This is a genomic window from Pseudomonas sp. FP198, from assembly GCF_030687895.1.
Taxonomy (GTDB): Bacteria; Pseudomonadota; Gammaproteobacteria; order Pseudomonadales; family Pseudomonadaceae; genus Aquipseudomonas.
Map to the genome: position 1 here is coordinate 4,973,136 of NZ_CP117452.1, position 26,891 is coordinate 5,000,026.

Below are 26,891 nucleotides of genomic sequence, written 5' to 3' on the forward strand. Positions count from 1 at the left end.
GTTAACTCTCCCGGAACTTGAATTTTTTTGCCGCAGCAGTGGTGGCTAACTGCGGTAGTACTTAAACGCTTGACTTCTTAATGGGGCCGTTGCGCCCGATTTCAAGCCTGCTCATCGATAGAAGGCGAAACCGGTGCTGGCGCCTTGCTGACCACAACCATGGCCGGGCGCAGCAAGCGGCCGTTGAGCAGGTAGCCCTTCTGGAACACTTTCAGCACGCTGTTCGGCTCGACGTCGGCACTTTCTTGCATCGCCATGGCCTGGTGGTGCTCGGCGTTGAAGGGTTCACCGTGGGGATCGATCGCTTCAAGCTGATAACGCTTGAGGGTGTCCTGGAACATTTTCAGCGTCAGCTCGATGCCTTCACGCATCGGACGGATGTTCTCGTCGTCCGGGTTGGACAGCTCCAGGCCGCGCTCCAGGCTGTCGATGATCGGCAGCAGGTCGCCGGCGAAACGCTCCAGGGCGAATTTGTGGGCCTTTTCCACGTCTTGCTCGGCGCGGCGGCGGACATTCTGCAGGTCGGCTGCTACGCGCAACGCCTGATCCTGAGCACCGGCCAGTTGCTCTTCGAGCACTTGTACACGAGCCGACAGGTCTTCGCCCGAATCCTGGGGAGCCTGATTGGCGTCTAGATTTTGCGTATCCTGCGTCTGTTCGTCAGCCATAGATTTCTCCTTTCAACTTCGTCCGCGAGCTCGACTCGCGCTTCTGCCCCGGTATATGGGGCCACGTTTTTCAGCTTCAAGGGCCGCGCGACGAATTAACCTTACAAAAAACAGCTGCATATCATTACCAGCCGCGCTAAAAAACCACGCAATCCAAGCAAATCGAGCTAAGCCCGGGCATTGTCAGCTCGCGACAAAACACTGTATAAATAACCAGACCTAATGCCTGGGAGCGGCCTTATGCTGGTGCACCTGTCCGTACACAACTACGCCATCGTCGAACATCTCGACCTCGAACTCGACCGAGGCATGAGCGTGATTACCGGTGAAACCGGCGCTGGCAAATCGATCATGCTCGATGCCCTCGGGCTGACCCTGGGTGATCGTGCCGACAGCGGCGTGGTGCGCCCCGGCGCAGACAAGGCCGACATCCTGGCAACTTTCGACCTGGTCGACATTCCCGAAGCCAGCGCGTGGCTGGCCGAACGGGACCTGGACACCGACGGCCTGTGCATCCTGCGCCGGGTCATTACCGCCGAAGGTCGCTCCCGCGGCTATATCAATGGCGCCCCTTGCCCGCTGGGTGATCTGAAGGCACTCGGCGAACTGCTGATCGATATTCACAGCCAGCATGAACACCAGTCCCTGCTCAAGACCGATACCCATCGCCGCCTGCTCGACGAATACGCCGGAGCCACCGACCTGGCCCGCCAGGTTCACCTGGCAGCCCAACGCTGGCGCCAGACACGGCAGGAGCTGGACCGACTCGCCAATTCCGGCGACGAGCAACGCGCCCGTCACCAACTCTTGAGCTACCAGCTCGAAGAGCTGGAGAACCTGGCCCTGGGTGAAAACGAACTGGAGGAGCTGGAACAGGAACACAAGAACCTGACCAACGCCGAAGCACTGCTGGGCGTCTGCCGGCAGGTAGTCGAACAATGCAGCGAAAGCGACTCGGGCAATGTGCTCAGCGCATTGACGGCGAGCCTGAACCGGCTCTCCAGCGTCAGCAATTCGGTAGGCGCCCTGAGCGAGGCCAGCAACCTGCTGACCAGCGCACAGATCCAGGTCGAGGAAGCCGTCGGCGAACTGAACCGGTTCCTGGATCATTTCGATGCCGACCCAGCGCGCCTGCAATACCTGGAAGAGCGCCTGGACACTATCTATACGCTCGCACGCAAGCACCGCGTCCAGCCAACCGAAGTTGTTGAACTGCAACAACGGCTGCTGGAAGAACTGGAGACCCTGAACGCCAACGATGAATCCATCGAGCGACTCGGGGATGAGCTGGCTTCCTACGCGCGGCATTACCAGGAAAAGGCCAGGGAACTCAGCGAACTGCGCCGCAAGGCCGCCACCGGCCTGGCCGGTGCCGTGGAGCAGGAAATCCAGCGCCTTGGCATGCCAGGCGGCCGGTTTACCATCGAACTACGCCCCAACGCCGGCGACGAGCTTCAACCCAATGGCTTGGAACAAGTGGAGCTACTGGTCAGTGCCAACCCCGGGCAACCGCTCAAGGCGCTGGCAAAAGTGGCGTCCGGCGGTGAGTTGTCGCGCATCAGCCTGGCCATCCAGGTCATCACGGCGCAGACATCCCGTGTACCGACATTGGTCTTCGACGAAGTCGACGTGGGCATTGGCGGCCCGACAGCGGAGATCGTCGGTCAATTACTGCGCAGGCTGGGTGAGCGCGGGCAGGTACTGACGGTGACTCACCTGCCTCAGGTCGCAGCCCAGGGCCATCAGCATTTGTTCGTGCATAAGGTGCGTGGCGAAGACGCTACTCGCACCGCCGTCTCCAAGCTCGACAAGAACGAGCGCGTGGAAGAAGTGGCACGAATGCTGGGAGGCATCGACCTGACCAAGGAATCCCTGGCCCATGCCAAAAAAATGGTGGTTGCGGCAAAAACCTGAAAGCGTCGTAAAGCAAGAAGGCGACCCGAGGGTCGCCTTCTTTCGTTTTGCGGGCTTTCGCCTACGTGACGAACTTACTTGCGCTTGCGGACATGCAAGACGAGATGGTGATCGATCAAATCGAAGCCATACTCGTCTGCAATTGCCTTTTGCAGCTTCTCGATTTCAGGACTGACGAACTCGATTACCTCGCGAGTCTCCACATCCACCATGTGGTCGTGGTGCTCCCCGTCCGCCAATTCGAAGACAGCATGACCGCCATCAAAATTATGACGAGCCACCAGTCCCGCCGCCTCGAATTGGGTCAATACACGGTAAACCGTGGCCAGACCGACGTCCTCGCCAGCTTCCATGAGCGCCTTGTAGACGTCTTCGGCACTCATGTGGCGTTGCTCGGCGGAATCGAGCATTTGCAGAATCTTGACCCTTGGCAGGGTCACTTTGAGGCCGGCTTTGCGTAGTTCGCTATTTTCAACCATGGTCAGCTTTCTCGCGATGCTGCTTCGCAGCTTCTCTTAATGCGGGTATGATCGGCGTTTACGTTGTCCCAGCCAAGATAGTGGAAGTCGCCCACCGATGCAAAACACCAAGCTCTTGCTAACCAGTTTCACCTTCGTGGGACTGCTCGCACTCGCCGGTTGTTCATTCCCCGGGGTTTACAAAATCGACATCCAGCAGGGCAATGTCGTCACGCAGGACATGATAGACCAGTTACGCCCGGGAATGACCCGTCGGCAAGTACGGTTTATCATGGGCAACCCCCTGCTGACCGACACGTTCCATGCCGATCGCTGGGATTACCTGTACAGCCTGCAGCCAGGCGGTGGTGAACGGCAACAGGAACGCATCAGCGTTATCTTCAATGCCAATGACCAACTTGTCAGCCTATCGGGTGATTTCATGCCTGGTGTGAGCCGCGATGAGGCCATCATGGGCAAGGACAGCGGTACGACCGTCACCGACCCGACCCAGAATGCCGAACAGCCGAAACCGGAAAAACCGGCCAAGCCAGGTTCGTTGCTGGATCAGATCCAGAAGGACGTGGACAATGTCGAGACCGTACCTGTCCCGACGCCCGAGCCTCTGGACACCTCGCCGCAATAAATTGCGACAACAAAAAAACCCGGCATGCCGGGTTTTTTATTGCCTGCAATTAGGCGTTGCTTACTGATCCGCCTGACGTGCCTGAGCAGCCTTGGCCGCTCGCAGACGACGAATTTCTTTCGGATCAGCCAGCAACGGTCGATAGATTTCGAGCCGATCACAAGCCTGCACCGCTTGCCGATCCGGATCGGCGACCACCTTGCCAAAAATACCGATCGGACACGTGCTCAAGTCCAGCTCCGGAAAATCTTCGGCAATACCCGACGCCAACAGCGCAGCGCGAACGCTGGTGCCTTCAGGCACTGCACACGTGCGCAAGACCTGGCGGTCGACGCTGGCATGCACCACTTCAATCTCGATCAACGCTTGAGCTCGGCGTTCTGTTTGGCGCGTTGGCAGAACGCATCGACCAGCGTGTTGGCCGCCTGGTTGAACAGCGGCCCCAAGGTCGCCCGCACGATAGGCCCCGCGTAGTCGAACGAAAGATCCAGGCTGATCTTGCAGGCCTTTTCCCCGAGCGGCTTGAACACCCAGACACCATGGAGCTGATTGAACGGCCCCTCTTCGAGGTTCATTTCGATCGACTGCCCCGGCACCAAGGTGTTACGCGTGACAAAGTGCTGGCTCAATCCGCCCTTGGCCACATTGAGACTGGCGCGCATGTGGGTTTCGGAGCTTTCAAGCACCTCGGCGGACGAGCACCAGGGCAAGAACTCCGGATAACTCGCCACATCGTTGACCAGGTCGTACAGCGCCTGCGCCGGGTAGGGCAGCAAGGCCGAGCGTTGAATATGTGTCGTCATGTAAGCGTCACTTCCACAGCTGGGCGGCAAACACTACCAGGATGCCGATGGGCGCCACATAGCGCATCAAGAACAGACTCAAGGCGAACACCACCGGGCTGCGTAGCGACAGTTCATCACGCACCGCGTCACGCCCCATGATCCACCCTGCAAACACCACGAAACACAATCCACCCAAAGGCAGCATGATCCGTGACGTGAAGAAATCAATCACTCCGAAGAAATCCAGCCCTCCGGTCGCTCCCCACTGATAGAGGTGGAACAGACCGCCTTCGTTCACGAAAAACTTTGCCTGCTTCCATATATTGAAGGAAAACACCGTGCCCAATCCCACGAACCAGCAGGTGAAGGCCAGCCAGAAAGTGACCCAGGCGCGGCTCAAGCGGGTTCGCTCAACCAGGTAAGCCACCATCGGTTCGAGCAAGGAAATGGCCGAACTCCAGGCAGCGACTGCCACCAGGACAAAAAACACCACGCCCATCACCTGGCCGAACGGCATGCTGCCGAAGGCGAAAGGCAGGCTGACGAACATCAGCCCCGGCCCTTCACTGGGGTTCAGGCCTGCGGCGAAGACAATCGGGAACAACGCCACCCCTGCGAGCAGCGATACAAAGGTATCCAGCAACGCAACGCCGAAGACAGTCCTGGTCAGCGAGGCGTTCTTGGGCATGTAGGCGCCGTAGATCATGATCGAGCCGACGCCAACGCTCAGGGAGAAAAACGCATGCCCCATGGCCGGCAGCAGCCCGTCCATGACTTTCTCCGGCTGGAAGTCGAACATGAAATGCACGCCCTCCATGAAATGTCCGGTGGTCATGCTGTAGCCCAGCAGCACCAGGATCATCACGAACAGCAGCGGCATCATGATCCGCAGGCTGCGCTCAAGCCCGGCGACCACGCCTCGGGCGATCACCACGGCAGAGAGCACCATGAACAGCGTGTGCCAAAGTGTCAGCCTCCAAGGGTCGGCGATCACGTTGCCGAAGTAGGCGCCGACCTGATCGGGCGTCGCCCCCTGGAAATCTCCCCGCCCCATATCGATGATGTAATCCAGGGACCAGCCGCCAACCACACTGTAGAAAGAAAGAATCAACAGTGCCGTGACCATTCCGGCGAATGCGCCCCACGACCACCTGGCCGAATGGCCCGCCTCCGTCGCCAGCACCTTCAAGGCATTGGCCGGGCTTTGCCGGGCGCGACGACCGATCAGTGTTTCGGCCAACATGACCGGCGCACCGATCAGGGCGATGCATGCCAGGAACATCAATACGAAGGCACCGCCGCCGTAGACGCCGACCATGTACGGAAACTTCCAGATACTACCCAGCCCCACGGCCGAACCGGTCGCAGCGAATATGAAGACCCAGCGGCTAGCCCAACTGCCGTGGACAGAAACCTTGTCTGTCGACATCGTGATCACGCCCAAGCGTTCAAAAAAGAGGCCGCATTGTCCGGGATTCATTCAACCTGCTCAAGCATGCTGCTTCACCGTAGCCGACACGCACGCAACTGCCTATAATGCCGCCCCTATGGCTAAACAGAAGAAACACCCCACAGGGACCATCGCGCAAAACAAAAAGGCGCGACACGATTACTTCATCGAACAGCGTTTCGAGGCTGGCATGGTCCTGGCCGGCTGGGAAGTAAAAAGCTTGCGTGCCGGCAAGGCGCAACTGGTCGACAGTTACGTCCTGCTCAAGGACGGCGAAGCCTGGCTGCTGGGCAGCCACATCACGCCGCTGACCACCGCCAGCACCCATGTCATTGCCGATCCCGTGCGCTCGCGCAAACTGCTGCTCAACAAGCGGGAGCTGGAGAAGCTCTTCGCCTCCGTGCAGCAGAAGGGTTATGCCTGCGTCTGTACCTCGCTGTACTGGAGCAAGCATTTGATCAAGTGCGAAATTGCACTGGGCAAGGGCAAGAAGGAATACGACAAGCGCGACACCGAGCGCGAACGCGACGCCGGGCGCGAGTTGCAGCGCGCGGTGCGGAACAAGGGCAAGGAAGACTAGCCCAACCGCGAGCCACTGTGGGAGCGAGCTTGCTCGCGATGGCATCGGCATATCTTGCATTGATGTGTCAGACAGACCGCCATCGCGAGCAAGCTCGCTCCCACAAGTTCCGCAACAGGATTACATCCCCTTGCGCCGCTCCGCTCGCGCCACCCGCTGCACTTCCTGACGCACCTCTTCCAGCACCTCCTGCACATACAGGATATGTCGGCTGGAAACCTCCCGCGCCAGCTCGGCGTGACCATCCATGATGGCTTGATACAACTCCCGATGCTGACTGATCAGCATGTCGCGGGTCTCGCTGCGCTGTTTGTACATGCCGCCGATATTGGTCACCACGTTGCGCTTGAGCAGGTCGAACAAGCCGCGAATGGTGTGCAGCAAAACCGCGTTATGACTGGCCTCGGCGATCGCCAGATGAAAGCGCGCATCCGCCGCGCCCTCCTCCGCCCGACTCACTTCTTCGTGACGCGAGTAACAATCCTGCAACTCATCGAACGCCGCTGTCAGCCGCTCGCGATCGACCTCGGTAGCCCGCAGTGCTGCGTAATAAGCGCAGGACGCCTCCAAGGTATGCCGGAACTCCAATAGATCACGCTGTGCTTCGGGATTGCTTTCCAAAAGCTGCAGCAGCGGATCACTGAACGTCGAGCCCAGCGACTCCACCACATAGTTGCCGCCGCCCTGACGACTGATCAGCAAACCCTTGGCCGTCAGCTTCTGGATTGCCTCACGCAACGAAGGGCGTGACACACCGAACTGCTCGGCCAGGGCCCGTTCGGCCGGCAATCGCTCGCCGGACTTCAACGTGCCCTCGAGGATCATGCCTTCAAGCCGCTCGACAATATCGTCAGACAAACGGCGCTGACGAATCTGATCAAACCCCATAACTCGATTCTCCACGGTCCCGACGGCTCGCCGGGCTCTCTATTCTGGCCCATCCGGGCCTCGTCCACACCCAACAAAAAATATTAATGCCAGCAGATCAGATGTCATCTGCACCGCTTATTCGACGAAAGTTTCAAAGCGGCAAATTGACACACGACGACCAAGGCTTTTACCCTAGCCGACAGCGCTTGTAAATTGGTATTACCAATTACCCAAAACCGCTGAACAGTGCCTGACCAACAACAATTAGGGGCTCACCCAATATGCAAACCTGGCAACAGCTTTACAGCCCGCTCGGCAGCCTAGGCTTGTCCGCACTCGCGGCCGTCATTCCCATCGTGTTTTCTTCCTCGCCCTGGCGGTGTTTCGCCTCAAGGGGCACGTGGCGGGCAGCATCACCCTGGCCTTGGCGATTGCCGTCGCGATCTTCGCTTTCCAGATGCCGGCCGACATGGCGTTTGCGGCCGCCGGCTATGGCTTTGCCTATGGTCTTTGGCCGATTGCCTGGATCATCGTCGCCGCCGTGTTTCTCTACAAACTGACCGTCAAGAGCGGCCAGTTCGAAATCATCCGCAGCTCGGTGCTGTCGATTACCGATGACCAACGCCTGCAAGTGTTGCTCATCGGCTTCTGCTTCGGCGCATTCCTGGAAGGTGCCGCCGGTTTCGGCGCTCCGGTCGCGATTACCGCCGCGCTGCTGGTCGGCCTGGGTTTCAACCCGCTCTACGCCGCCGGCCTGTGCCTGATCGCCAACACCGCTCCGGTAGCCTTCGGCGCACTGGGCATTCCGATTATCGTTGCGGGCCAGGTCACCGGAATCGACGCCTTCAAGATCGGCGCCATGACCGGTCGCCAGTTGCCATTGCTGTCGCTGTTCGTGCCGTTCTGGCTGGTATTCATGATGGATGGCCTGCGCGGTGTGCGGGAAACCTGGCCGGCCGCCCTGGTGGCGGGCTTGAGTTTCGCCATCACCCAGTACTTCACTTCGAACTTCATCGGCCCGGAACTGCCGGACATCACGTCGGCCCTGGCCAGCCTGGTATCCCTGACGTTGTTCCTGAAAATCTGGCAGCCCAAGCGTACCGCCGGTGCCCAGATTGCCGGCGCAACCTCCAGCGCAGCGATCACCGCCAGCGTCGGCGGTTTCGGCCAGCCGCGCAGCACCGTGGCCTCGCCCTACAGCCTGGGGGAAATCATCAAGGCCTGGTCACCGTTCCTGATCCTGACCGTGCTGGTGACCCTCTGGACCCTGAAGCCCTTCAAGGCGATGTTCGCCGCCGGTGGCTCGATGTACGGCTGGGTGTTCAACTTCGCGATCCCGCACCTGGATCAACTGGTCATCAAGGTCGCCCCCATCGTGATCAACCCCACGGCGATTCCGGCGGTGTTCAAGCTCGATCCGATTTCGGCCACCGGCACGGCGATTTTCTTCTCGGCGCTCATCTCGATGATCGTCTTGAAGATCAACTTCAGAACTGGTCTTACCACTTTGAAGGAGACCTTCTACGAACTGCGCTGGCCTATCCTGTCCATCGGCATGGTCCTGGCCTTCGCCTTCGTCACCAACTTCTCGGGCATGTCATCCACCATGGCCCTGGTATTGGCCGGAACTGGCGCAGCGTTCCCGTTCTTCTCGCCATTCCTCGGCTGGCTGGGCGTGTTCCTGACCGGCTCCGATACCTCGTCCAATGCGCTGTTCGGCTCGCTGCAAGCGACAACCGCGCACCAGATCGGCGTCAACGACACATTGCTCGTCGCAGCCAATACCAGTGGCGGCGTCACCGGCAAGATGATTTCGCCGCAATCGATCGCCGTAGCCTGCGCGGCAACCGGCCTGGTGGGCAAGGAATCGGATCTGTTCCGTTTCACCCTGAAACACAGCCTATTCTTTGCAACGATCGTCGGCTTGATCACGTTGGCCCAGGCCTACTGGTTCACCGGCATGCTGGTTCACTGAGTACTACAAGAAACATTAAAAAACCCGACGCTGAAACGTGATTCGGCGTCCGCTATTCACCACCGGGTCTGCAAGGCTGCTGAAAGATTTCCTCTCTATATTCAGCAGCCTCAGCAGACGGATAACCGGGACCACCCGGAGACACGCCTGATGAGCGAGCTTTTTTACAACGCCGTGCCGAACGCGACCCGAGTCGCCCCGCCATTGCCTGAGCCGCGCCAGTATCCCAGCGAGAAACCCCGACGGGTCTATCTGTTCGGAACCTGCGTGGTGGATCTGTTCTACCCCGAAGCCGGGATGGACGCGATTCATCTGCTTGAGCGCGAAGGCATCCAGGTCGACTACCCGCAAGGCCAAACATGCTGCGGGCAACCGGCCTATACGTCGGGGTATACCGAGCAGGCGCGGACGGTGGCGCGGGCGCAACTGGCCCTGTTTGCCGGGGATTATCCGGTGGTCGTGCCGTCGGGCTCGTGTGCCGGCATGCTGCGTGAACATTACGCCGACCTGTTCAAGGACGAGCCGCAAATGCTCAAACAGGTCCAGGCCCTGGCGGCCAGGACCTATGAGCTGGCCGAGTTCCTGCTGTTCGTGTGCAAGGTGCAATTGAACGACGCTGGCGCGCCGGTAAAGGTCGCGCTGCATACGTCCTGCTCGGCACGACGGGAAATGAATACGCACCTGCATGGCCGTGAGTTGTTGGCACAGCTGCGGAATGTGGAACGGGTCGACCACAGTCACGAAAGTGAATGCTGCGGTTTTGGTGGGACGTTCAGCGTTCGCATGCCGGATATTTCCGGCGCGATGGTGGCCGACAAGACCCGCGCGCTGAAGGAGTCCGGCGCGCATCAGGTGGTCAGCGCCGACTGCGGTTGCCTGATGAACATCAACGGGGCGCTGGAAAAACAGCGCGAAGCGCTACGCGGCCAGCATCTGGCGAGCTTCCTCTGGCAGCGAACCGGAGGTGCCGCATGAGCACGCCGACGCTGATTCCTACCGTTGAGGTGCAGGACGATTTTCGCGCCCGAGCCCACAAGGCTTTGGACGACACGCAACTGCGAAACAACTTTCGCACTGCGATGGATTCACTGATGACAAAACGGGCAACGTCCTTCAGCGATGCCCACGAAAGAGAACACCTGCGGGTGCTGGGCAATGCTGTCCGCGCCCGTGCGTTATCCAAGCTGCCCGACCTGCTCGAGCAACTTGAAGCCAACCTGACCCGCAACGGTGTGAACGTGCACTGGGCGGAAACGGTGGACGAGGCCAATGGCATCGTCCTCTCGATCATCCGCGCTCACGAGGCGCGGCAAGTGATCAAGGGCAAATCGATGGTCAGCGAAGAGATGGAGATGAACCATTTCCTCGAGGCTCGGGACATTGAATGTCTCGAATCCGATATGGGGGAATACATCGTCCAGCTCGACCACGAGAAGCCTTCACACATAATCATGCCGGCAATCCACAAGAATGCCGGTCAGGTCGCGTCCTTGTTCCACGACAAACTTGGCGTGGAGTACACCAAGGACGTCGACCAACTCATTCAGATCGGTCGCAAGGTGTTGCGGCAGAAATTCTTCGAAGCCGACATCGGCGTTTCCGGTGTCAACTTCGCCGTCGCCGAAACCGGCACGCTGCTGCTGGTGGAAAACGAAGGCAACGGGCGGATGTCGACCACGGTGCCGCCGGTGCACATTGCCGTGACCGGCATTGAAAAAGTCGTGGAGAACCTGCGGGACGTCGTGCCGCTGCTCTCGCTGCTGACCCGCTCTGCCCTTGGTCAGCCGATCACTACCTACGTCAACATGATCTCCAGCCCGCGCAAGGCAAACGAACTGGACGGGCCGCAGGAAGTTCACCTGGTCCTGCTCGACAACGGTCGCAGCCAGGCATTTGCCGACAGTGAGTTGCGCCAGACCCTGAACTGCATTCGCTGCGGCGCCTGTATGAATCATTGCCCGGTCTACACCCGAATCGGCGGCCATGCCTACGGCGAGGTTTACCCGGGACCTATCGGAAAAATCATCACGCCGCACATGGTCGGCCTGGCCAAGGTGCCAGATCATCCGAGCGCGTCTTCGCTGTGCGGTGCCTGCGGCGAAGTGTGCCCGGTGAAAATTCCGATCCCGGCCCTGCTACGACGGCTGCGAGAAGAAAACGTCAAGGCGCCGGATAGCCCCAACCCGGTCATGCGCGGCCAGGGCAGCAAGTATTCGGCCAAGGAGCGCTTCATCTGGAATGCCTGGGCCCGGCTCAACAGCTCGCCACGGCTGTATCGGCTGTTCGCTTTCCTCGCCACGCGCCTGCGCGGCCTGACACCGCAGAATGTCGGCCCCTGGACCCAGAACCACAGCGCCCCGAAACCCGCCGCCCGCTCGTTGCATGACCTGGCCCGCGACCACCTGACCCCGCAGGGAGACCGCCGATGAGCGCCAAGGAAAATATCCTCGCCAAGCTGCGTAAAAGCCTCACCGGCACCACGCCCGTTGCCGACAACTACGACGTCGAACTGGTGACACAGACCTACCGCTACGCGCCCGAGGAACGCATCCCACAACTGCGCAAGCTGATGGAAGCGGTGCACACCGAAATTCACCTGACGTCCGGCGAAGCCTGGCCGACGCTGCTGGCGCAACTGCTGCGCGACCGGCAACTGCCGAGCCTGCTGATCGCACCGACAACGCCCCACGGGCGAAAAATCGTACAGTTCTGGGCGAACAATCCGGACCTTCCTACCCTCAAGACCTACGACCGCCCCATCGAGGAATGGAAAGCCGAGCTGTTCAACGATACGCCTGCCAGCCTGACCGGCACCCTCGGAGCCATCGCCGCAACCGGTAGCCTGATTCTCTGGCCGACGCGGGAAGAACCGCGCCTGATGAGCCTCGTCCCGCCGGTGCACTTCGCCTTGCTCAAGGCCAGCGAAATCCGTGACAACTTCTATGAAGTGCAACAGGAATTCGAATGGGCCCAAGGCATGCCGACCAATGCCCTGTTGGTGTCGGGCCCGTCAAAGACCGCCGACATCGAGCAGGTCCTGGCCTACGGCGCCCATGGACCAAAGGATCTGGTGGTGCTGATTCTGGAGGACCAATGACGCTTCCGGCCCCTTTCCTGCGCGACGTACACCAACTGATCCCGCAAAAACGACGCTTCGACGACCCGTTGTCGACCCTGGCCTTCGGCACCGATGCGAGCTTTTATCGGCTGATTCCGAAACTGGTGGTGCGCGTCGAAAGCGAAGACGAAGTCATCGCCCTGCTGCAACTGGCCCAGCGCGACCGGGTTCCGGTGACCTTCCGTGCGGCCGGCACCAGCCTGTCCGGCCAGGCCATCAGCGATTCAGTGCTGATTGTGCTCGGGGACAACTGGAACGGCCGGGACATTCGCGGGCAAGGCACACAGATCCGTTTGCAACCCGGCGTGATCGGCGCCCAGGCCAACGCCTGGTTGGCCCCGTTCGGGCGCAAGATCGGCCCGGATCCGGCGTCGATCAACGCCTGCAAGATTGGCGGCATCGTCGCCAACAACGCCAGCGGCATGTGCTGCGGCACGGCGCAGAACACCTATCACACCCTGGCCGGCATTCGCCTGGTACTCGCCGATGGCACGCGCCTGGACACCGAAGACGCCGCCAGCGTGGCGGCATTCAGGGCGAGCCACGGCGAACTGCTGGAGCGGCTGGCAACCCTTGGCCGTGAGACCCGCGCCAACACGGAGCTCGCCGACCGAATTCGCCACAAATACCGTCTGAAAAATACCACCGGCCTGTCGCTCAATGCCCTGGTGGATTTCGACGAGCCGGTGGATATCCTCAGCCACCTGCTGGTGGGCTCTGAAGGCACGCTGGGATTCATCAGCGCGGTGACCTACAACACCGTCATCGACCACCCGAACAAGGCCTCGGCACTGATTGTGTTTCCGGATGTGGAGACCTGCTGCAACGCCGTGACCGTACTGAAAAGCCAGCCGGTCTCCGCCGTTGAGCTGCTGGACCGCCGCAGCCTGCGCTCGGTGCAGGACAAGCCGGGCATGCCGGATTTCGTACAGCACCTGTCGAACAATGCCTGTGCCTTGCTGATCGAATCCCGCGCCGCTTCGTCATCGTTACTACAGGAACAACTGGCCCGGATCATGGCTTCCCTGGCGGCTTTCCCGGTGGAAAAACAGGTCGACTTCACCGAGGACCCGCGAGAAAACGCCCGGCTCTGGGCCATCCGCAAAGACACCTTCCCCGCCGTGGGCGCGGTGCGCAAGACCGGAACCACGGTCATCATCGAAGACGTGACCTTCCCGGTCGAGCAACTGGCCGCCGGCGTGAATCGCCTGATCGCCCTGTTCGACAAACATCACTACGACGAAGCGATCCTTTTCGGACACGCACTGGAAGGCAATCTGCACTTTGTCTTCACCCAAGGCTTCAACAGCACTGAAGAAGTCGCACGCTACCAGGCGTTCATGGATGACGTAGCGCAACTGGTGGCGGTGGAATTCGGCGGCTCGCTGAAAGCCGAACACGGCACCGGTCGCAACATGGCACCGTTCGTCGAGCTGGAATGGGGCACCGATGCCTATCAACTGATGTGGCAGCTCAAGCGCTTGCTCGACCCCAACGGCATTCTCAACCCGGACGTGGTGCTCAGCGAGGACCCGCAGATCCACCTCAAGCACCTCAAGCCATTGCCGGCAGCCGATGAGATTGTCGACAAGTGCATCGAGTGTGGTTTCTGCGAGCCGGTGTGTCCCTCCAAGGACCTGACCTTGAGCCCGCGCCAGCGCATCGTGATCTGGCGCGACATTCAAGCGAAAAAGCGCGCAGGCATGGATACTTCCGAACTGGAAACGGCCTACCAATACCAGGGCATCGATACCTGTGCCGCCACCGGGCTGTGCGCCCAGCGCTGCCCTGTCGGAATAAACACTGGCGAACTGGTGAAAAAACTCCGCAGCCGCACTGCGACGCGTACGAAAACCGCCGATTGGCTTGCGGGCAATTTCGCCACTGCGCTGCAAGGGGCGCGCTTCACCCTGCACGTCGCCAACGGAGCGCGAATGATGTTGGGAGAGCCGCGCCTGGCACGCTTGTCCGCCGGGCTGACGCGGCTGTCCAAAGGGCAGGTCCCGCAGTGGACCAACGCCATGCCGCAGCCGGAAAGGGCGATTCGGTTCAGCCCCAGCGTGTCGGACGAACGCCCGAGGGTGGTTTATCTGGCGGCCTGCGTGTCGCGGGTCATGGGCCCGGCGGCGGGGGACAAAGAACAGATGTCGCTGCACGACAAGACCCGCGGGCTGCTGGAAAAAGCCGGTTACCAAGTCGTTTTCCCGGACAACGTAGACAGCCTCTGCTGCGGCCAGCCCTTTGCATCCAAGGGCTACGCCGAACAGGCCGAGCACAAGCGCCAGGAGCTGATCGGCGCGCTGCTGCACGCCAGCCGCGGCGGGCTCGACCCGATCTATTGCGACACCAGCCCATGCACCCTGCGCCTGGTTCAAGACTTGGGTGACGTACGTCTGGACCTGTACGACCCGGTGCGTTTCATTCGCACGCACCTGATGGATCGCCTCGACTTCATTCCTCAGGAGGCGCCCATTGCGGTGCACGTCACCTGCAGCACGCAGCACCTTGGCGAGAGCCAGGCGTTGATCGATCTGGCGCGCAAGTGCAGCAAAAACGTGGTCATCCCGGAAGGCATCCATTGCTGCGGATTTGCCGGAGACAAAGGCTTCACCACGCCGGAACTGAACGCCCACTCGTTGCGCACGCTGAAGGGCGCGGTAGAGCATTGCAGCGAAGGGATCTCCACCAGCCGGACCTGTGAGATCGGTCTTACGCAACACGGTGCGATTGATTACCACGGGCTGGTTTATCTGGTCGACCGAGTGACACGGGCCAGGGCGATGTGAAGAAAAATAGAACCCTTGAGCGAGACGGTAGTCCACAGAACAAGCCCCGAACAACGGGGCTTTTCCTCCACTCGGTTGCCCGTCCTGACGGCCAGCGAAGTCTGGATCCCTCAGTTCAAGGAGATACATATGAAGCGTTCTGCACTGTTAGGTCTGTTCGTTACTGCCTCACTGCTGGCCTCCACTTCGTTCGCCGCCGACAAGCCGGACAGCCTGTGCGCGATCAACATCCAAACCATCGAAAACGCCAAGACGCAAACCCAGTCATCACCCGAGCTGACTACCCGCGTGTCAGCTAGTGTGAGCAAGGCCAAGGCGTTTAAGGAGGCAGGCAAATATGATGAGTGCGTCGCCGAAACCCAGCAAACCCTCCAGGAAATAAAAAACACTTCCGATGGCACCAACAAGTGATCGATGAGTAGGCCAACCTTCGGGTTGGCCTTGCCGACCGATTGGCGTACACTACGCAGGCCTGTCGCTCTACAGATTCACAGAGCGCCAGGTTCGGGGCCGTTTAGGATTCGACGCCGGTTGCGAAACTTTAGGTGCATGCCGAGTTGGTAACAGAACTCGTAAATCCACTGTTGCAACTTCCTATAGTTGCCAATGACGAAACCTACGGGGAATACGCTCTCGCTGCGTAAGCAGCCTTAGCCCTTCCCTTCTGGTACCTTCGGGTCCAGCAATCACCAGGGGATGTCCGTAAACCCAAAGTGATTGTCATATAGAACGGAATCGCCGTGCAGTACGTTGTGGACGAAGCGGCTAAAACTTACACAACTCGCCCAATGCACCCTGCCCGTCGGGTCGCTGAGGGTTAACTCAATAGACACGGCTACGCATGTAGTACCGACAGCGGAGTACTGGCGGACGGGGGTTCAAATCCCCCCGGCTCCACCATTTCATCATCTAAAGACGTCCACGGACGTCTTTTTTTGTGCCTGAAATCCAGAAAAATCAAGGGTTTAAGCGCTACTGGGCGCTGGAAAGGTTTTTTGAGTTCCAGCCGTTTGGGTATTCCAAATGGTATTCCAAGCCATCCGGTGCTATTTTTTGGAATACCAAAACGGTGTCAGAGGTAGCTCTCATGCCTGCTCCAGCCCTTCGCCTTTCCGACCGTCAGCTCAAGGCAGTCAAGGCAAAAGACAAGGACTACGTCCTCAGCGATGGTGACGGCCTCCAGCTCCGAGTCAGGAGCAACGGCTCGATGCTGTGGAATTTCAACTACCGCGAGCCGGTAACCAAAAATCGCATCAATATGGGGCTGGGCACGTACCCAGAGCTCTCATTAGCGAACGCCAGGAAAAAAGTGGTGGAAGCGCGCGAGCTGCTTGCACAAGGCATTGATCCCAAGGTGCAACGCAATGCACAGGACGAAGCCAAACGAGCAGAGACGGAACATACGTTCGAGAACGTGGCCACCGCCTGGTTCGAGCTGAAGAAGGACTCCGTCACGCCGGCGTACGCCGAAGACATTTGGCGCTCGCTCACGCTGCATGTATTTCCAGACCTGAAAACAATGCCGCTCTCGAAAATTACCGCACCGACTGTCATCGAACTGCTTCGCCCAATCGAGGCCAAAGGCAGCCTCGAGACAGTGAAGCGATTGAGCCAACGGCTCAACGAGATCATGACCTACGGGGTCAATTCAGGGCTGATCTTTGCGAACCCTCTCAGCGGCATTCGCGCAGTGTTCAAGAAACCCAAGAAACAGAACATGGCCGCGCTACGACCCGATGAGCTTTCCGAGCTCATGATCGAAATCGCGAACGCCAGCATCAAGCGGATCACCCGCTGCCTGATCGAATGGCAACTGCACACCATGACCCGTCCTGCCGAAGCGGCTACCACCCGGTGGGCAGACATCGACTTCGACAAACGCATCTGGACCATCCCGCCGGAGCGCATGAAAAAGCGTCGTCCGCACACCATCCCGCTGACCGAACAGGCACTCGCCTTACTAGAGACGCTCAAGCCCCACAGCGGCCACAGGGAATACGTGTTCCCGGCAGATAGAAACCCGCGCACCCACGCCAACAGTCAGACTGCCAACATGGCGTTGAAACGCATGGGCTTCCAGGACCGCTTGGTCAGCCACGGCATGCGCTCCATGGCCAGCACCATCCTGAACGAGCATGGGTGGGATCCGGAGCTGATCGAAGTCGCGCTGGCGCATGTCGACAAGGACGAAGTCCGAAGCGCTTACAACCGAGCTGACTACATTGAACGTCGGCGTCCGATGATGGCTTGGTGGAGTGAGCACATCCAGAAAGCGGCCACTGGCAACCTGTCGGCATCTGCGATCAATCAAACCAGGGACCACAACGTCGTGCCGATACGGTGAGCGCTCACCGGACGCCGCAGGTAACCGAGGATGACTCCCCAGATGGAGTGATGGTTGATTTGGCGACAGCGGCGACACCAGCGACAACCCGTGTAATACCTGGTTTGCAGCATGGCGACAGAAGTGGCGACTGTCGCCGTTGCAAGCCTCCCTCTTGGGGCTTTCTCGGCCAAGCCCACGCGAGCGGGAAGGCTCCGCATTCCCACTCGCATGGGCTCTGCGTAATTACATCTCACTTGACCACCTAATTGCATTGCCACTGACCAGTTGTTTGCATCCGACTTGACCAGTCATTTGCAGTTGATGGGGTCAGCGGGTGCCACTCAGCGCGAGTGCGTCAGCCAAGCACTGAAGGACTGCAACACAATCCAAAGCGGTCCCTCGAGTCACCGATATCACGCCGAAAAGTAGTCGTTCATGTCTGATCTGTCGCTGAGAAGTAAGCGCCAACCAGCTATATGTAAGCCACAGCTATCGCTAATTTGTGTGCAGCGACCGGGGCGCTGACGTCGATCGGTACGATAGATGCGCTTGCCAACCTAGCCTGTGGCAACATTGGCTCTAGTCCAAAACAAGACAAGACAGGGCGGAGCGGAGCGGATGCAAATCATCCAGAAGATTGCGGACTGGGCTGCGGAACAGGCGGCGTGGGACGACGATGCTGAAGCCAGCACCGAGTACAACGGGATGATGCGTTGCTCCAACTTCACGCACGAAGGAGGCGCTGAGGTACTGCCGAGGTCGTCGGACTCTCGTTGCGTCCGCGCGCGTTAAGGGGAAAACAGATGGTTTCTCGTGCAGGGTCCCATGCGGGGCGAGGATTCCGCTACCAAGACGCGGTGGCCGCATGCTTGGCTCTTCAGGGCTGGGCTAGACGCTCGCCGTATGGGCTTGTAATTCCGGAAGGTGACGACGACATTGAATTGCACGCTCCAGCGGGCCGCGTCCTCGCCCAGGTGAAGTCGCGGCGTGAGAACCGAGGTCCGTTTCTGATGGGTGAGGTAGTCACCTTCCTCACGAAGCTTTGGAGTCGGACCACTGAACAGCCAGAGGACTCGTATCTGCTGATCCTTGAGCGCGAGGCCGTCGGGTGGCCATGCAACCAAGATACTGCCTGGCTGACCGAGCTTCCCGCCGTTATGCTGGCCTTGCCGTTAGGCATTGCGTCGGACCTGTTGGCTCGAACCCGAATCCACGTAATGCCAAATCCACGCGGTGCGGCTCATCAAGCGATTGAAGCGCAGAGAGGGTGTACGGTCCTTGAGGCCGATGCATACTATGGGGCAGTTCTGCGCCGTGCCGGCAATCTGGCTGACGACAACGGCATGAAAAAGTCCGGAGGCTTTGTCGGACTGTCCACCGGCGATGTTGAACTGGAGCTCAATAGACTGGCTCCGATGTTCACGTCGGCACGCATTCAAGCTGCTTTGTCGCGCGGCTTGTGTGAAGCCGTGGACTTCTCGACACCGCTCGAAGATGCGGACTTCTTCTCAGGTGTTGACGTTCAGCCGGGGCATGTCGTTGCCGGCCTGCTTGTCGAACGTGTCGTTTTGCGCGAAGCAGTGGTCAAAGCGCTGCGTGAGCGTCGAAACGTCCTACTCAAGGGTCCCTCCGGTGCTGGGAAGTCGGCGCTGCAGTGGGATGCTGCTTACACATTGCGGCATTCAGTGAGATGGTTCCGTGTCCGTCGATTGACTGTCGAGGACATAGTCGACCTGGTCGCCTTGGCGAACAGCTGCTGTGCATCAGTCGATGCGCCTGTAGGTTTCCTCCTAGACAACCTCAGCGCAAGTCTGATGGATGGCTGGGATGCCCTTGCAAGGGAGGTTGCCATTCAACCTGGTCTCGTTCTGCTGGCCTCCATTCGTGAAGAGGACATCTACCCATTGGCGGAACGAAGCAAAGCCCTGGAAATCCCCGTGCAGGTCGAGGAAGACTTTGCTGAACAGTTTTGGGGCGAACTTCGTGAACGAGGCAAGACGGGATGGACAAACTGGCTTGAACCATGGACTGCGTCCAGAGGGCTACTGCTTGAGTATGCGCACATACTCACTCAAGGCTCTCGATTAGAAGAGACGCTGCGCCAGCAAGTCGCAGTTCGAGCAACCGATTCGGCTCGTCACGTTGAACTGGAAGTGCTCCGCCTGTGCGCCGCTATCACCTGTATTGGCGCGCGTGTTGATGTTGCACGATTGCCGGAAGTACTTGGTCGCAGCGCCATCGAAGTAGGAACCTGTTTGCCTCGCATCGTGAACGAACACTTGCTGCGTGACCTCGGCGATGGGTCAATGGGCGGCGCTCACGAGCTGCGGTCTCAACATCTGCTTAAGGAGACAGATCATGTCTCCCTTCGAACTGAGGCTGAAACCTTCAAGCTCGCACTGGGCGCCGTGTTGGAGGCGGACATCGGGGTATTCCTCGCAAGGGCGTTAGAGCGTCATCCATCTCTGGAAGATGCGCTGCTGGATGCACTCGCTGGAAAGCTGGGTCAGCGGCCAGCACGTTTGATGACGGCCGCCCTTAACGGGCTTGGCGAGCGACAAATCGGGCAAGTAATCGAGGCTTGGCTCAGCTCATCGGAGGTCGCTCAGGTTCCGCTCAGCCAGATGTCCTTCGTGGTGATGTTCGGAACCTCAGGCGTTGAATTGCCGGATTTCCTTGCCTCCACGCCCGCAGCACCAGCAATCCGACTCATCGCTCAGTTGAAGACTCAGTCTACGCAAAGCAACCTACGCGGTCGTTTAATTCGACGGCTGTCCACATCGGACATCCAAAGGATGCTGGAAGAAGTGAATGACTTGGCTTCTCTCAATGCCTTGCTGGTGGCGCATGTCGGTCACACTTTGACACCAGTTCTTCGTGATGCGCTCATGGGGATGTCACCGGACCTACTGACTGGCGAGCTGTCTCAAGTTCGCGCGTTGCTGGGAACGGTGCACCTGCTAGACCCGGAGATCGCCACGGAGTGGGTGTCAAACGTTGGAGCACCAGCGCTTCTGAGGCGCATCGGCGATGAAGTGCCTTGGGCAACTGAAGCAGGCACGCGTGAGGAGCCTGAAGGGCTGGCAGCAATCTGCGACATCCGTACCGCTCCATCAAGGTATCAGCCGGACCCACATTGTGACGTTGTTGCCCTTTGCGAATTGCTTCTAGCCTTGTGCCCTACCGCGGACCTAGCAATCGCACGTGCGGTGATTGCCAGTGGAGAACTGCTCGGCTACGGCGGGGTGCACGTTGCTGATAAGAGGATTCCGCGAGCAAATCTCCCACCAGACTCGTTGCCAGCATGGAATCGCCGATGGAACGACGCAATCAAGGCGAGGTTGGCGCCTGAGAGCTACGGTGCTTACCTTGTGCAGGCAGCGGACGACATAAAACATCTCAACTCGTTGCTGCTCAACCTACTCGACGGACTGTTCCGACGTTCTCCAAGTGCTGCGGCGTTGAATGGATTGGGAAATGTTCACGAACGTTCTCTCTCCATGCCTTCTCCGAGCCTTCCCTGGTTCGTCAAGGACGCCGGCGGAGAGTCGGCGGGGCAAAGAAATTCTAACCTTCAACAGATTCTGTTTGATTGCAGCGCTGACTTGGTTCGACGGTTCGCAAGGCTGCCGGAAGACTCTCTGTCATACATTGCATGGCTCGGGGGCATCCAAAAGCGTATTCGGGAATCTATTGAAATGGAGCCCTGGCAGATTATTGCCCATGGAGCACAAGCGAGAGCGGAGCTGGAAACGCTTGCCGAGTTGATTGAAGATTTGCGGGCGCTAGCTGGAGATGGACTGCAGCGCGGTACAAATCCGGCACTCCTGCATCGGCGGCTGCGCGCGCCAAAGGGGCGAGCTTTGGCAGAAGCACGCGCGTCGGCGCGCAAACGAGTAAGGACGGGAAAGGGAAATGCCGAGAGAGACCTGCAGCGATCCTTTAGGGCATTAGCGCCCAGCGCGCGCGTGTACGTCAAGTCGTCGAGCGATGAGCAGTTGGTGTGGCCCTGGCTGGAGGTGCTGGTAACATTTGAGCTTGAGCAGATTCATCATTGGCCTTCGTTCATGTCCGAAGGCTGGACTAGCTGGCGCTCTCTTCTTGCTGACGCCTTGCCTCTGACGGTGATGCCGATGGTGAACGGGATGTGTGTGCCGATGTGCGCTGTGGGCGGATACAGTAAAGTATTCCCTTCCGAGCTCAAAGCGCGGGAGTGGGTTCAGGCTGCGGAACTGCTGCCGGTTCCCGAGACCGCTTCTCGGATGTGGGGAACGTTCTCCGAAGCTGTGATGGACGTCGCTGCCTTGGAGGCGCAAGGTTTTGGCCTCAGCAATCGCCCCGAGATTGAGCGTCTGGCTCGCATGGACGCGCGCGCACGTTTGCAATCCAGCAAGGCATCAATCGATGACAGATTACCACCGCTGCTTCGCGCAATGGCCGACACGCTTGTGGCACTGGTTGACCAGGAGCCCTGGCAACTCCACAACGCGCAGCTCGCCTTCTTGCGCGGAGAAATCGATGCGGTTGGTGAGGTCTTATTAGATGCGCAGTATGCATGTTACTCAGTGGACCTCGGGACCGCTCCGACCGTGACATAACTTCACAAACTCGACTATGCGAGCCGGCGCTGCTGAAGTTTGCATGTCGACGGAAGGCAGCAAGGTGTAGGCGCTTGCCATTAGTTCACCGCATAGCCATGACCGACCGCACACGCTGTGTAGCGGGTGCTCATTAATATACCGACTAGGGACGGCAGCGGGGAGCGTTCGCCGGCCATGCCCCCAGCAGCCACATAGCGAGAAGACGCACTTGTCGATACCCAAGTTTCGCATGAAGAGCATTCTGTGTAGCTGACGTTCGTGAACGTCAGCTCATGGCTGTGGATTCAACCGGTCGTCACTACGGCGTGTGCTGGTCAGGTCGAATGCAATTCGACTGGTCAGTGACAATGCAAATGGTCAAGTCCATGCAATTACGCAGGTTCACATTAAAGACCGACGAACGACCACCCGACCATGGAAAACCACCGACTTCCAAGGTCTTCCTGCGCTACCGATTGGCGCAAGAGCCGCCCCCAAAATACTGTTGACCGCGAGCGGAACGAGCGCTAAACCAGAATTGTACAACCGCTGTCCTCGACAGCACCCAGGTAGCCAGAACCTTTGAGGCTACGCCACATTGTGGTGGTTCACCCCCAAGTGCGATTAGCGTCCGGCGGCTCGCACGGTCACAGCGATGTGATGGATGCCACTTCTTCCAGAATGCCCACTGCGGCAACTCATGCCCCCTCCTGGCTGCTCTGCAGCAACTTATCCGCTTGGCTATTTCTTGCGCCAACCTTTTGCCCGTCTCTTTGCCTCCTAAAGAGACGGGCGCATCTCACACTGCTGCAGCCCTGCTCGCACGGGCCTTTGCGGCTTTCCCTCTTGTGACAATCGGCGTGACAAACACCGAATGCTCACTCGCCACAGCGATGCCGATGATGGTGCCGCAGCCCAAGGAGTGGACTGCACCTGACTGACAGTCAGGCATGCCCCGGTCATCGCGTCATTGCCTTCACCCGACTCAAGATCTCGCGGCGCTGGTCTCGTCAGCCAGTGCAGCCTCCACCCGCCCGCCGGTAACGGTGTTCAGGGGGCCAGATCATGAGATGCCCAAGCTCCCGGTCGTAAGGAGCCGCCAGTCCCGCGTGAGTGGACAAACCTCACAGGTCGCAGGGGCCTTGATCCCTGATAACACTCAACAACCGTGGCGGGATGAGTGAGGACGAAGTCGACAATTTCAGGAGAATAGCGATGCAACTGTGCGAAGCGTTCGAGCCACCACAACCCTTGCTGGAGTACCAGCAGGCGCCACTGCCCTACCCGGTCGAAGCACTCGGAGATTTGTTGGGCCCTGCGGTCGAACGACTGGCCGAGGTGATCGGCGTACCCTGCGCCATGGCCGCGCAATCGGTGCTGGCCAGCGCTGCTCTGGTGAGCCAGGGTCATGCCAATGTCCAACTCGACGGCCGAACCTATCCGCTGTCCCTCTACCTACTGACGGTGGCGTCCTCGGGTGATCGCAAAAGCGCGGTGGACCATCTGGCACTGAAGGCCGCGCGTAACTGGGAACGACAGCAGTGGACCCTGTATGCGGAAAAGCTCAAAGCCTATCGCGCCGCTACCAACATCATGGCCAAACCCAAAACCTCAAATAAACACGCGGAGGCGGAAGGCGGTGAGCTATCCGAGCCGGTACCGCCGAGACTGATCATTGCCGAACCCACCATTGAGGCTCTGGTCAAAAGCCTGTGCCATGGTTTGCCCAGCATGGGCTTGTTCAATGATGAAGGTGGCCAGTTCTTGGGCAGCAGCACCATGAGCAAAGAGAACCTGCTCAAGGCGATCACCACCTTGTCGACATTGTGGGATGGCAGCCCGATCGACCGGGCGCGCTCCATGGCCGGAGAAAGCCTGCGTGCCTATGACCGTCGCCTCAGCCTGCATCTGATGCTGCAGCCCTACCTGGCCAACCAGCTGTTTAAAGACCCGGTGATCAATGGTCAAGGCATCCTCGGCCGTTGCCTGATCAGTTGGCCCGAGCGCCTGGCCGGCCAACGACTCTACAAGGCAATCGACCTGACCCGGGATGCCAGAGTCCAACGCTACCAACAACGAATCACCGCCCTGCTGCAAAAGCCCTGGTCGCTTCACAAGGATGGATCACTCAATCCCGTCACGCTGGAACTGACTCCCCGTGCCCGTCGTGCCTGGATAGACATTCACGACACCATCGAGTGCCAGTCTGGCGAGTTCGGCGAGCTGGCCGGCGTCCAGCCTGTCGCGGGCAAGGCCGCGGCGAATGTACTGCGCATCGCGGGCGTGCTGGCCATGGTTGAAGAGGCCAGTGTGTTGGACGAAGCACACATCCAGCGCGCCTCCACGTTGATGGATTACTACCTGGCCGAGATCCAGCGCCTGACAGAATTGGAGCCAGTCAATAGCCGACGCGAAGAGGCGGATCGGCTGTTGCGCTGGCTGGTGCAGAAAGGCTGGAGCCAGTTCAGCATCCGAGACGTCAATCGCAACGGCCCTCGTTTTGCGCGCAAGAGCGCTGACCATACCGCTTCTTTATTGGTCGTGCTGATCACTCATCGCTGGCTGAGCAGCCGCGACGGAAAAACTTTCGAGGTCCGCCATGTTTCGCCTTAATGACGCGGTGCGCCGCTACCAGGCGCAACATCAACCACAACCTGAATCACGGCGTGTCGCCGCCTCTGTCGCCACCCTGTCGCCACGCGCCAGGCCAGTAACGACGCGGGTTGTCGCCACTGTCGCCGCTGTCGCCACACCACCAATTGACCCTGCCCACCTCGCCCTGCTGGTCGAGCAACTGCGCAAGGAAGGGGCACTGTTGCAACACCACGAGAACGCCCTCCTGATCCGCCCGACACACTGGCAGCAGATGGTCAGGCTCAGTCCTCACTGGAAAGCCGTGCTGCTCTTTCTGCAAACAAACGAAAACGGTGATGACGATGGCACTAGTCGGTCGGCGTGAGGGTCGCAACTTTGGCTATGGCCGCCAGCTGAGCTACGCCGGCCCACAAGCGCTAAAGGATCTATTTGCCGGTGGCCACTTCGCCACGGTGAAAGCGCATAGCGATCGCTGGCAAGCGTTCGTGCGTTGGTGTCGTTCAGAGGACGGCCCTGGTTACAATGATGCGCGCCAGATCGATCGACTAACGCTGCAGGACTACGCCGCCTACCTGCGCCAGCAGATCCAACAAGGCGAGCTCAGCATCGCCACCGCGCAGAACCGCCTGAGCAGCGTCAACCGCACCATCGCCGCGCTGCGCGGTGATCAGGACGTCAGGATCGCCAGTCCGAGCCAGGCGTTAGGACTGCGGCGCTCGAGCGTACGCACCCGCGCGCCAGATGGCCAAGACCGCCAACAGCTGCGGCGAGTGCTTGAGGTGCTTGGCAAACAGCAACACGAGCGGGTGGCGGCGATTGTCCTGTTGGCCCGAGAAACCGGCATGCGCCTGCGCGAAGCGATCCTGGCTGACCTGCCACGCTTACACCGCGAAGCCGAACACTTAGGCCGCATCAACATCCAGGACGGTACCAAAGGCGGGCGTTCAGGCGCTTCAGCGCCGCGATGGGTTGTGGCCAATGAAGAGGTGAAAGCGGCACTGCAGTTGGCTCATCATGCGTCGCCGCCCGGCAGCCGCAACTTGCTGGCCCGCGACGAAAGCTACGCCGCGTTCCTGCAACAGACCGTGCTCCCCGCCCGCGAAATACTGCACGAACAAGGGCTGAAGGGCCTTCATGAACTGCGAGCAGCCTACGCCTGCGAGCGTTACGAACAGCTCACGGGGCACGTCGCACCGGTCAATGGTGGTCACGGCTATCGCATTGACCGCGGCCTCGATCAACGGGCGCGCCAACAGATCAGCCTTGAGCTCGGGCATTACCGAGTCGATGTAGTTTCGGCCTACATTGGAGGTCGAGAGTGACCAAACCATTCGATATAGCGCTGTTCCTGAGCGGCGTACTGACCGGCTCGCAGGTCACGCAGCAACGACACCTACGGCAAGCCCGAATCATGCAAGCGGCCATTCAACAGCGATGGCAGCGAGACAATCCCTGGACCTGGCAGCTCAAGCATGTGCGCTGGTTTCTCACTCAGCACCTGAAAGACCATTCCGGCACCACCCGGTATTACTATCGACTCACCGCTCTGCTGATCTGGAAGCGATTAGGGAACGGCCGGCAATTGCTGATGGATCGCTCGAATCGTGAGTAGGCAGCCTTCCAGGCACGCTTGTCCGCCGTCATCTATCTCAGCGCGGATATCCTCTTGCTGATGAACCTGCTCGAAGCACACGCGGCAACGGCAAAAAGCGGCCATAACCGGCCGCTCGAAACACGCCTGAGAACATCAAGTCGGAGCTTCGGATGATGTGTTTCTGCTTTGATCATGAGCCAACACAAAATCTCGCGCTGTCAGCTTGGCAGTTAGGAACCTTAACGTTCGACGGAAGACAGGATGACAGTCGGCATACGGCAAATTATCGAGCGGAGCCCAAAAAAAGCTGAAGGTATGGCCATGGTCATCGAGCGAGAGATGAGTCTATTGCTCCGGCAAGGATACCTGGGTGACACACAGCTGGAATGACTATATCTGGTCGAGATGCCCGGCGTCCCAGCAGCCCATATCGCTGACCACCGAGGCGGCCGCAATGCCTGATTCTTCGCTTAATTCGCGCAGAGCGGTCTCAGTTGGGGTTTCACCTTTCTCGATTGTCCCTTTGACCAATTGTCCGCCTGCCAT

21 protein-coding genes, 1 other RNA gene and 2 pseudogenes are annotated in these 26,891 nt (G+C 59.4%); 17 read left to right on the plus strand and 7 right to left on the minus strand.

Annotation, left to right across the window (positions count from 1 at the left end):
* Positions 1–101: 101 nt before the first annotated feature.
* Positions 102–668, minus strand: coding sequence for a nucleotide exchange factor GrpE (gene grpE / locus PSH78_RS22650; RefSeq protein ID WP_181287537.1), 567 nt, complete (start codon positions 666–668; stop codon positions 102–104).
* Positions 669–908: 240 nt separating this feature from the next.
* Between grpE and recN the strand changes: the two genes are divergently transcribed.
* Positions 909–2,582: a DNA repair protein RecN gene (gene recN, locus PSH78_RS22655; protein WP_305496920.1), complete on the plus strand. Its 1,674-nt coding sequence runs from the start codon at positions 909–911 to the stop codon at positions 2,580–2,582.
* Positions 2,583–2,656: 74 nt separating this feature from the next.
* On the opposite strand, the gene fur is transcribed toward recN, so the two are convergent.
* A complete protein-coding gene (gene fur, locus PSH78_RS22660) occupies positions 2,657–3,061 on the minus strand; it encodes a ferric iron uptake transcriptional regulator (protein ID WP_305496921.1) in 405 nt (134 codons plus the stop codon).
* Positions 3,062–3,158: 97 nt separating this feature from the next.
* Between fur and bamE the strand changes: the two genes are divergently transcribed.
* Entirely contained in the window at positions 3,159–3,686 is a 528-nt protein-coding gene (gene bamE, locus PSH78_RS22665) for an outer membrane protein assembly factor BamE (protein ID WP_305496923.1), read from the plus strand.
* Positions 3,687–3,746: 60 nt separating this feature from the next.
* Here the strand turns inward: bamE and PSH78_RS22670 are convergent, their stop codons facing one another.
* From PSH78_RS22670 to PSH78_RS22680, 3 genes are read right to left on the minus strand one after another with little or no spacing between them, the layout of a single operon-like run.
* On the minus strand, positions 3,747–4,049 hold the full coding sequence (locus PSH78_RS22670) for an RnfH family protein (protein WP_305496925.1): 303 nt from the start codon (positions 4,047–4,049) through the stop codon (positions 3,747–3,749).
* Positions 4,046–4,489, minus strand: a complete 444-nt coding sequence (locus tag PSH78_RS22675; RefSeq protein WP_305496926.1) for a type II toxin-antitoxin system RatA family toxin — start codon at positions 4,487–4,489, stop codon at positions 4,046–4,048. The genes PSH78_RS22670 and PSH78_RS22675 overlap by 4 nt, the downstream gene beginning before the upstream one ends.
* Positions 4,490–4,496: 7 nt before the next feature.
* Positions 4,497–5,900 (minus strand): sodium-dependent transporter, encoded by a 1,404-nt coding sequence (locus tag PSH78_RS22680; RefSeq protein ID WP_305496927.1) that lies wholly within the window; start codon positions 5,898–5,900, stop codon positions 4,497–4,499.
* Between the two features lie 118 nt (positions 5,901–6,018).
* On the opposite strand from PSH78_RS22680, the gene smpB reads away from it, so the two are divergent.
* Complete coding sequence (gene smpB / locus PSH78_RS22685) at positions 6,019–6,501, plus strand: SsrA-binding protein SmpB (protein ID WP_030139770.1); 483 nt, start codon at positions 6,019–6,021, stop codon at positions 6,499–6,501.
* A 120-nt stretch (positions 6,502–6,621) separates the two neighbouring features.
* Here the strand turns inward: smpB and PSH78_RS22690 are convergent, their stop codons facing one another.
* A complete protein-coding gene (locus PSH78_RS22690; RefSeq protein WP_305496928.1) occupies positions 6,622–7,389 on the minus strand; it encodes a GntR family transcriptional regulator in 768 nt (255 codons plus the stop codon).
* Positions 7,390–7,652: 263 nt separating this feature from the next.
* Here PSH78_RS22690 and PSH78_RS22695 point away from each other — a divergent pair.
* The 14 genes and pseudogenes from PSH78_RS22695 to PSH78_RS22755 all read left to right on the plus strand — a co-directional run bounded on the left by PSH78_RS22695 (position 7,653) and on the right by PSH78_RS22755 (position 26,363).
* Positions 7,653–9,346 (plus strand): annotated as a pseudogene (locus PSH78_RS22695) (lactate permease LctP family transporter).
* A 150-nt stretch (positions 9,347–9,496) separates the two neighbouring features.
* Positions 9,497–10,321, plus strand: a complete 825-nt coding sequence (locus tag PSH78_RS22700; RefSeq protein WP_305496929.1) for a (Fe-S)-binding protein — start codon at positions 9,497–9,499, stop codon at positions 10,319–10,321.
* The gene (locus PSH78_RS22705) at positions 10,318–11,775 is read left to right on the plus strand and encodes a LutB/LldF family L-lactate oxidation iron-sulfur protein (protein ID WP_305496931.1); all 1,458 of its coding nucleotides are present in this window, start codon (positions 10,318–10,320) and stop codon (positions 11,773–11,775) included. Before PSH78_RS22700 ends, PSH78_RS22705 begins: the two co-directional genes overlap by 4 nt.
* Positions 11,772–12,443: a lactate utilization protein gene (locus PSH78_RS22710; protein ID WP_305496932.1), complete on the plus strand. Its 672-nt coding sequence runs from the start codon at positions 11,772–11,774 to the stop codon at positions 12,441–12,443. Before PSH78_RS22705 ends, PSH78_RS22710 begins: the two co-directional genes overlap by 4 nt.
* Positions 12,440–15,250, plus strand: coding sequence for an FAD-binding and (Fe-S)-binding domain-containing protein (locus PSH78_RS22715; RefSeq protein WP_305496933.1), 2,811 nt, complete (start codon positions 12,440–12,442; stop codon positions 15,248–15,250). Before PSH78_RS22710 ends, PSH78_RS22715 begins: the two co-directional genes overlap by 4 nt.
* A 129-nt stretch (positions 15,251–15,379) precedes the next feature.
* Positions 15,380–15,661 (plus strand): hypothetical protein, encoded by a 282-nt coding sequence (locus PSH78_RS22720; RefSeq protein WP_305496934.1) that lies wholly within the window; start codon positions 15,380–15,382, stop codon positions 15,659–15,661.
* Between the two features lie 95 nt (positions 15,662–15,756).
* Positions 15,757–16,150: a transfer-messenger RNA gene (gene ssrA, locus PSH78_RS22725) on the plus strand.
* Between the two features lie 187 nt (positions 16,151–16,337).
* A complete protein-coding gene (locus PSH78_RS22730) occupies positions 16,338–17,594 on the plus strand; it encodes an integrase domain-containing protein (RefSeq protein WP_214512236.1) in 1,257 nt (418 codons plus the stop codon).
* A 785-nt stretch (positions 17,595–18,379) separates the two neighbouring features.
* Positions 18,380–18,562, plus strand: a pseudogene (locus PSH78_RS26745) (dsDNA nuclease domain-containing protein); the annotation flags it as partial.
* Between the two features lie 24 nt (positions 18,563–18,586).
* Positions 18,587–22,174, plus strand: a complete 3,588-nt coding sequence (locus PSH78_RS22735; RefSeq protein ID WP_305496935.1) for a hypothetical protein — start codon at positions 18,587–18,589, stop codon at positions 22,172–22,174.
* Positions 22,175–23,371: 1,197 nt separating this feature from the next.
* On the plus strand, positions 23,372–24,769 hold the full coding sequence (locus PSH78_RS22740; protein WP_214512201.1) for a YfjI family protein: 1,398 nt from the start codon (positions 23,372–23,374) through the stop codon (positions 24,767–24,769).
* Entirely contained in the window at positions 24,756–25,115 is a 360-nt protein-coding gene (locus PSH78_RS22745) for a hypothetical protein (protein WP_253551191.1), read from the plus strand. Before PSH78_RS22740 ends, PSH78_RS22745 begins: the two co-directional genes overlap by 14 nt.
* Positions 25,093–26,073, plus strand: a complete 981-nt coding sequence (locus PSH78_RS22750; RefSeq protein WP_305501364.1) for an integrase domain-containing protein — start codon at positions 25,093–25,095, stop codon at positions 26,071–26,073. The genes PSH78_RS22745 and PSH78_RS22750 overlap by 23 nt, the downstream gene beginning before the upstream one ends.
* Positions 26,070–26,363 (plus strand): hypothetical protein, encoded by a 294-nt coding sequence (locus PSH78_RS22755; RefSeq protein WP_150754323.1) that lies wholly within the window; start codon positions 26,070–26,072, stop codon positions 26,361–26,363. Before PSH78_RS22750 ends, PSH78_RS22755 begins: the two co-directional genes overlap by 4 nt.
* Before the next feature lie 372 nt (positions 26,364–26,735).
* Here PSH78_RS22755 and PSH78_RS26750 read toward each other — a convergent pair whose 3' ends face one another.
* Positions 26,736–26,891 (minus strand): NUDIX domain-containing protein, encoded by a 156-nt coding sequence (locus PSH78_RS26750; RefSeq protein WP_370871014.1) that lies wholly within the window; start codon positions 26,889–26,891, stop codon positions 26,736–26,738.

What these genes read in the sequence shown, in the direction of transcription:
- PSH78_RS22680 (WP_305496927.1), bottom strand. Translation starts at nt 5,900, where the DNA reads ATGTCGACAGACAAGGTTTCTGTCCACGGCAGTTGGGCTAGCCGCTGG.
- PSH78_RS22720 (WP_305496934.1), top strand. Translation starts at nt 15,380, where the DNA reads ATGAAGCGTTCTGCACTGTTAGGTCTGTTCGTTACTGCCTCACTGCTG.
- PSH78_RS26750 (WP_370871014.1), bottom strand. Translation starts at nt 26,891, where the DNA reads ATGGCAGGCGGACAATTGGTCAAAGGGACAATCGAGAAAGGTGAAACC.
- PSH78_RS22730 (WP_214512236.1), top strand. Translation starts at nt 16,338, where the DNA reads ATGCCTGCTCCAGCCCTTCGCCTTTCCGACCGTCAGCTCAAGGCAGTC.
- recN (WP_305496920.1), top strand. Translation starts at nt 909, where the DNA reads ATGCTGGTGCACCTGTCCGTACACAACTACGCCATCGTCGAACATCTC.
- PSH78_RS22715 (WP_305496933.1), top strand. Translation starts at nt 12,440, where the DNA reads ATGACGCTTCCGGCCCCTTTCCTGCGCGACGTACACCAACTGATCCCG.
- PSH78_RS22690 (WP_305496928.1), bottom strand. Translation starts at nt 7,389, where the DNA reads ATGGGGTTTGATCAGATTCGTCAGCGCCGTTTGTCTGACGATATTGTC.
- fur (WP_305496921.1), bottom strand. Translation starts at nt 3,061, where the DNA reads ATGGTTGAAAATAGCGAACTACGCAAAGCCGGCCTCAAAGTGACCCTG.
- PSH78_RS22740 (WP_214512201.1), top strand. Translation starts at nt 23,372, where the DNA reads ATGCAACTGTGCGAAGCGTTCGAGCCACCACAACCCTTGCTGGAGTAC.
- PSH78_RS22705 (WP_305496931.1), top strand. Translation starts at nt 10,318, where the DNA reads ATGAGCACGCCGACGCTGATTCCTACCGTTGAGGTGCAGGACGATTTT.
- PSH78_RS22710 (WP_305496932.1), top strand. Translation starts at nt 11,772, where the DNA reads ATGAGCGCCAAGGAAAATATCCTCGCCAAGCTGCGTAAAAGCCTCACC.
- PSH78_RS22735 (WP_305496935.1), top strand. Translation starts at nt 18,587, where the DNA reads ATGGGTGAGGTAGTCACCTTCCTCACGAAGCTTTGGAGTCGGACCACT.
- PSH78_RS22750 (WP_305501364.1), top strand. Translation starts at nt 25,093, where the DNA reads ATGGCACTAGTCGGTCGGCGTGAGGGTCGCAACTTTGGCTATGGCCGC.
- PSH78_RS22675 (WP_305496926.1), bottom strand. Translation starts at nt 4,489, where the DNA reads ATGACGACACATATTCAACGCTCGGCCTTGCTGCCCTACCCGGCGCAG.
- smpB (WP_030139770.1), top strand. Translation starts at nt 6,019, where the DNA reads ATGGCTAAACAGAAGAAACACCCCACAGGGACCATCGCGCAAAACAAA.
- PSH78_RS22700 (WP_305496929.1), top strand. Translation starts at nt 9,497, where the DNA reads ATGAGCGAGCTTTTTTACAACGCCGTGCCGAACGCGACCCGAGTCGCC.
- grpE (WP_181287537.1), bottom strand. Translation starts at nt 668, where the DNA reads ATGGCTGACGAACAGACGCAGGATACGCAAAATCTAGACGCCAATCAG.
- bamE (WP_305496923.1), top strand. Translation starts at nt 3,159, where the DNA reads ATGCAAAACACCAAGCTCTTGCTAACCAGTTTCACCTTCGTGGGACTG.
- PSH78_RS22745 (WP_253551191.1), top strand. Translation starts at nt 24,756, where the DNA reads ATGTTTCGCCTTAATGACGCGGTGCGCCGCTACCAGGCGCAACATCAA.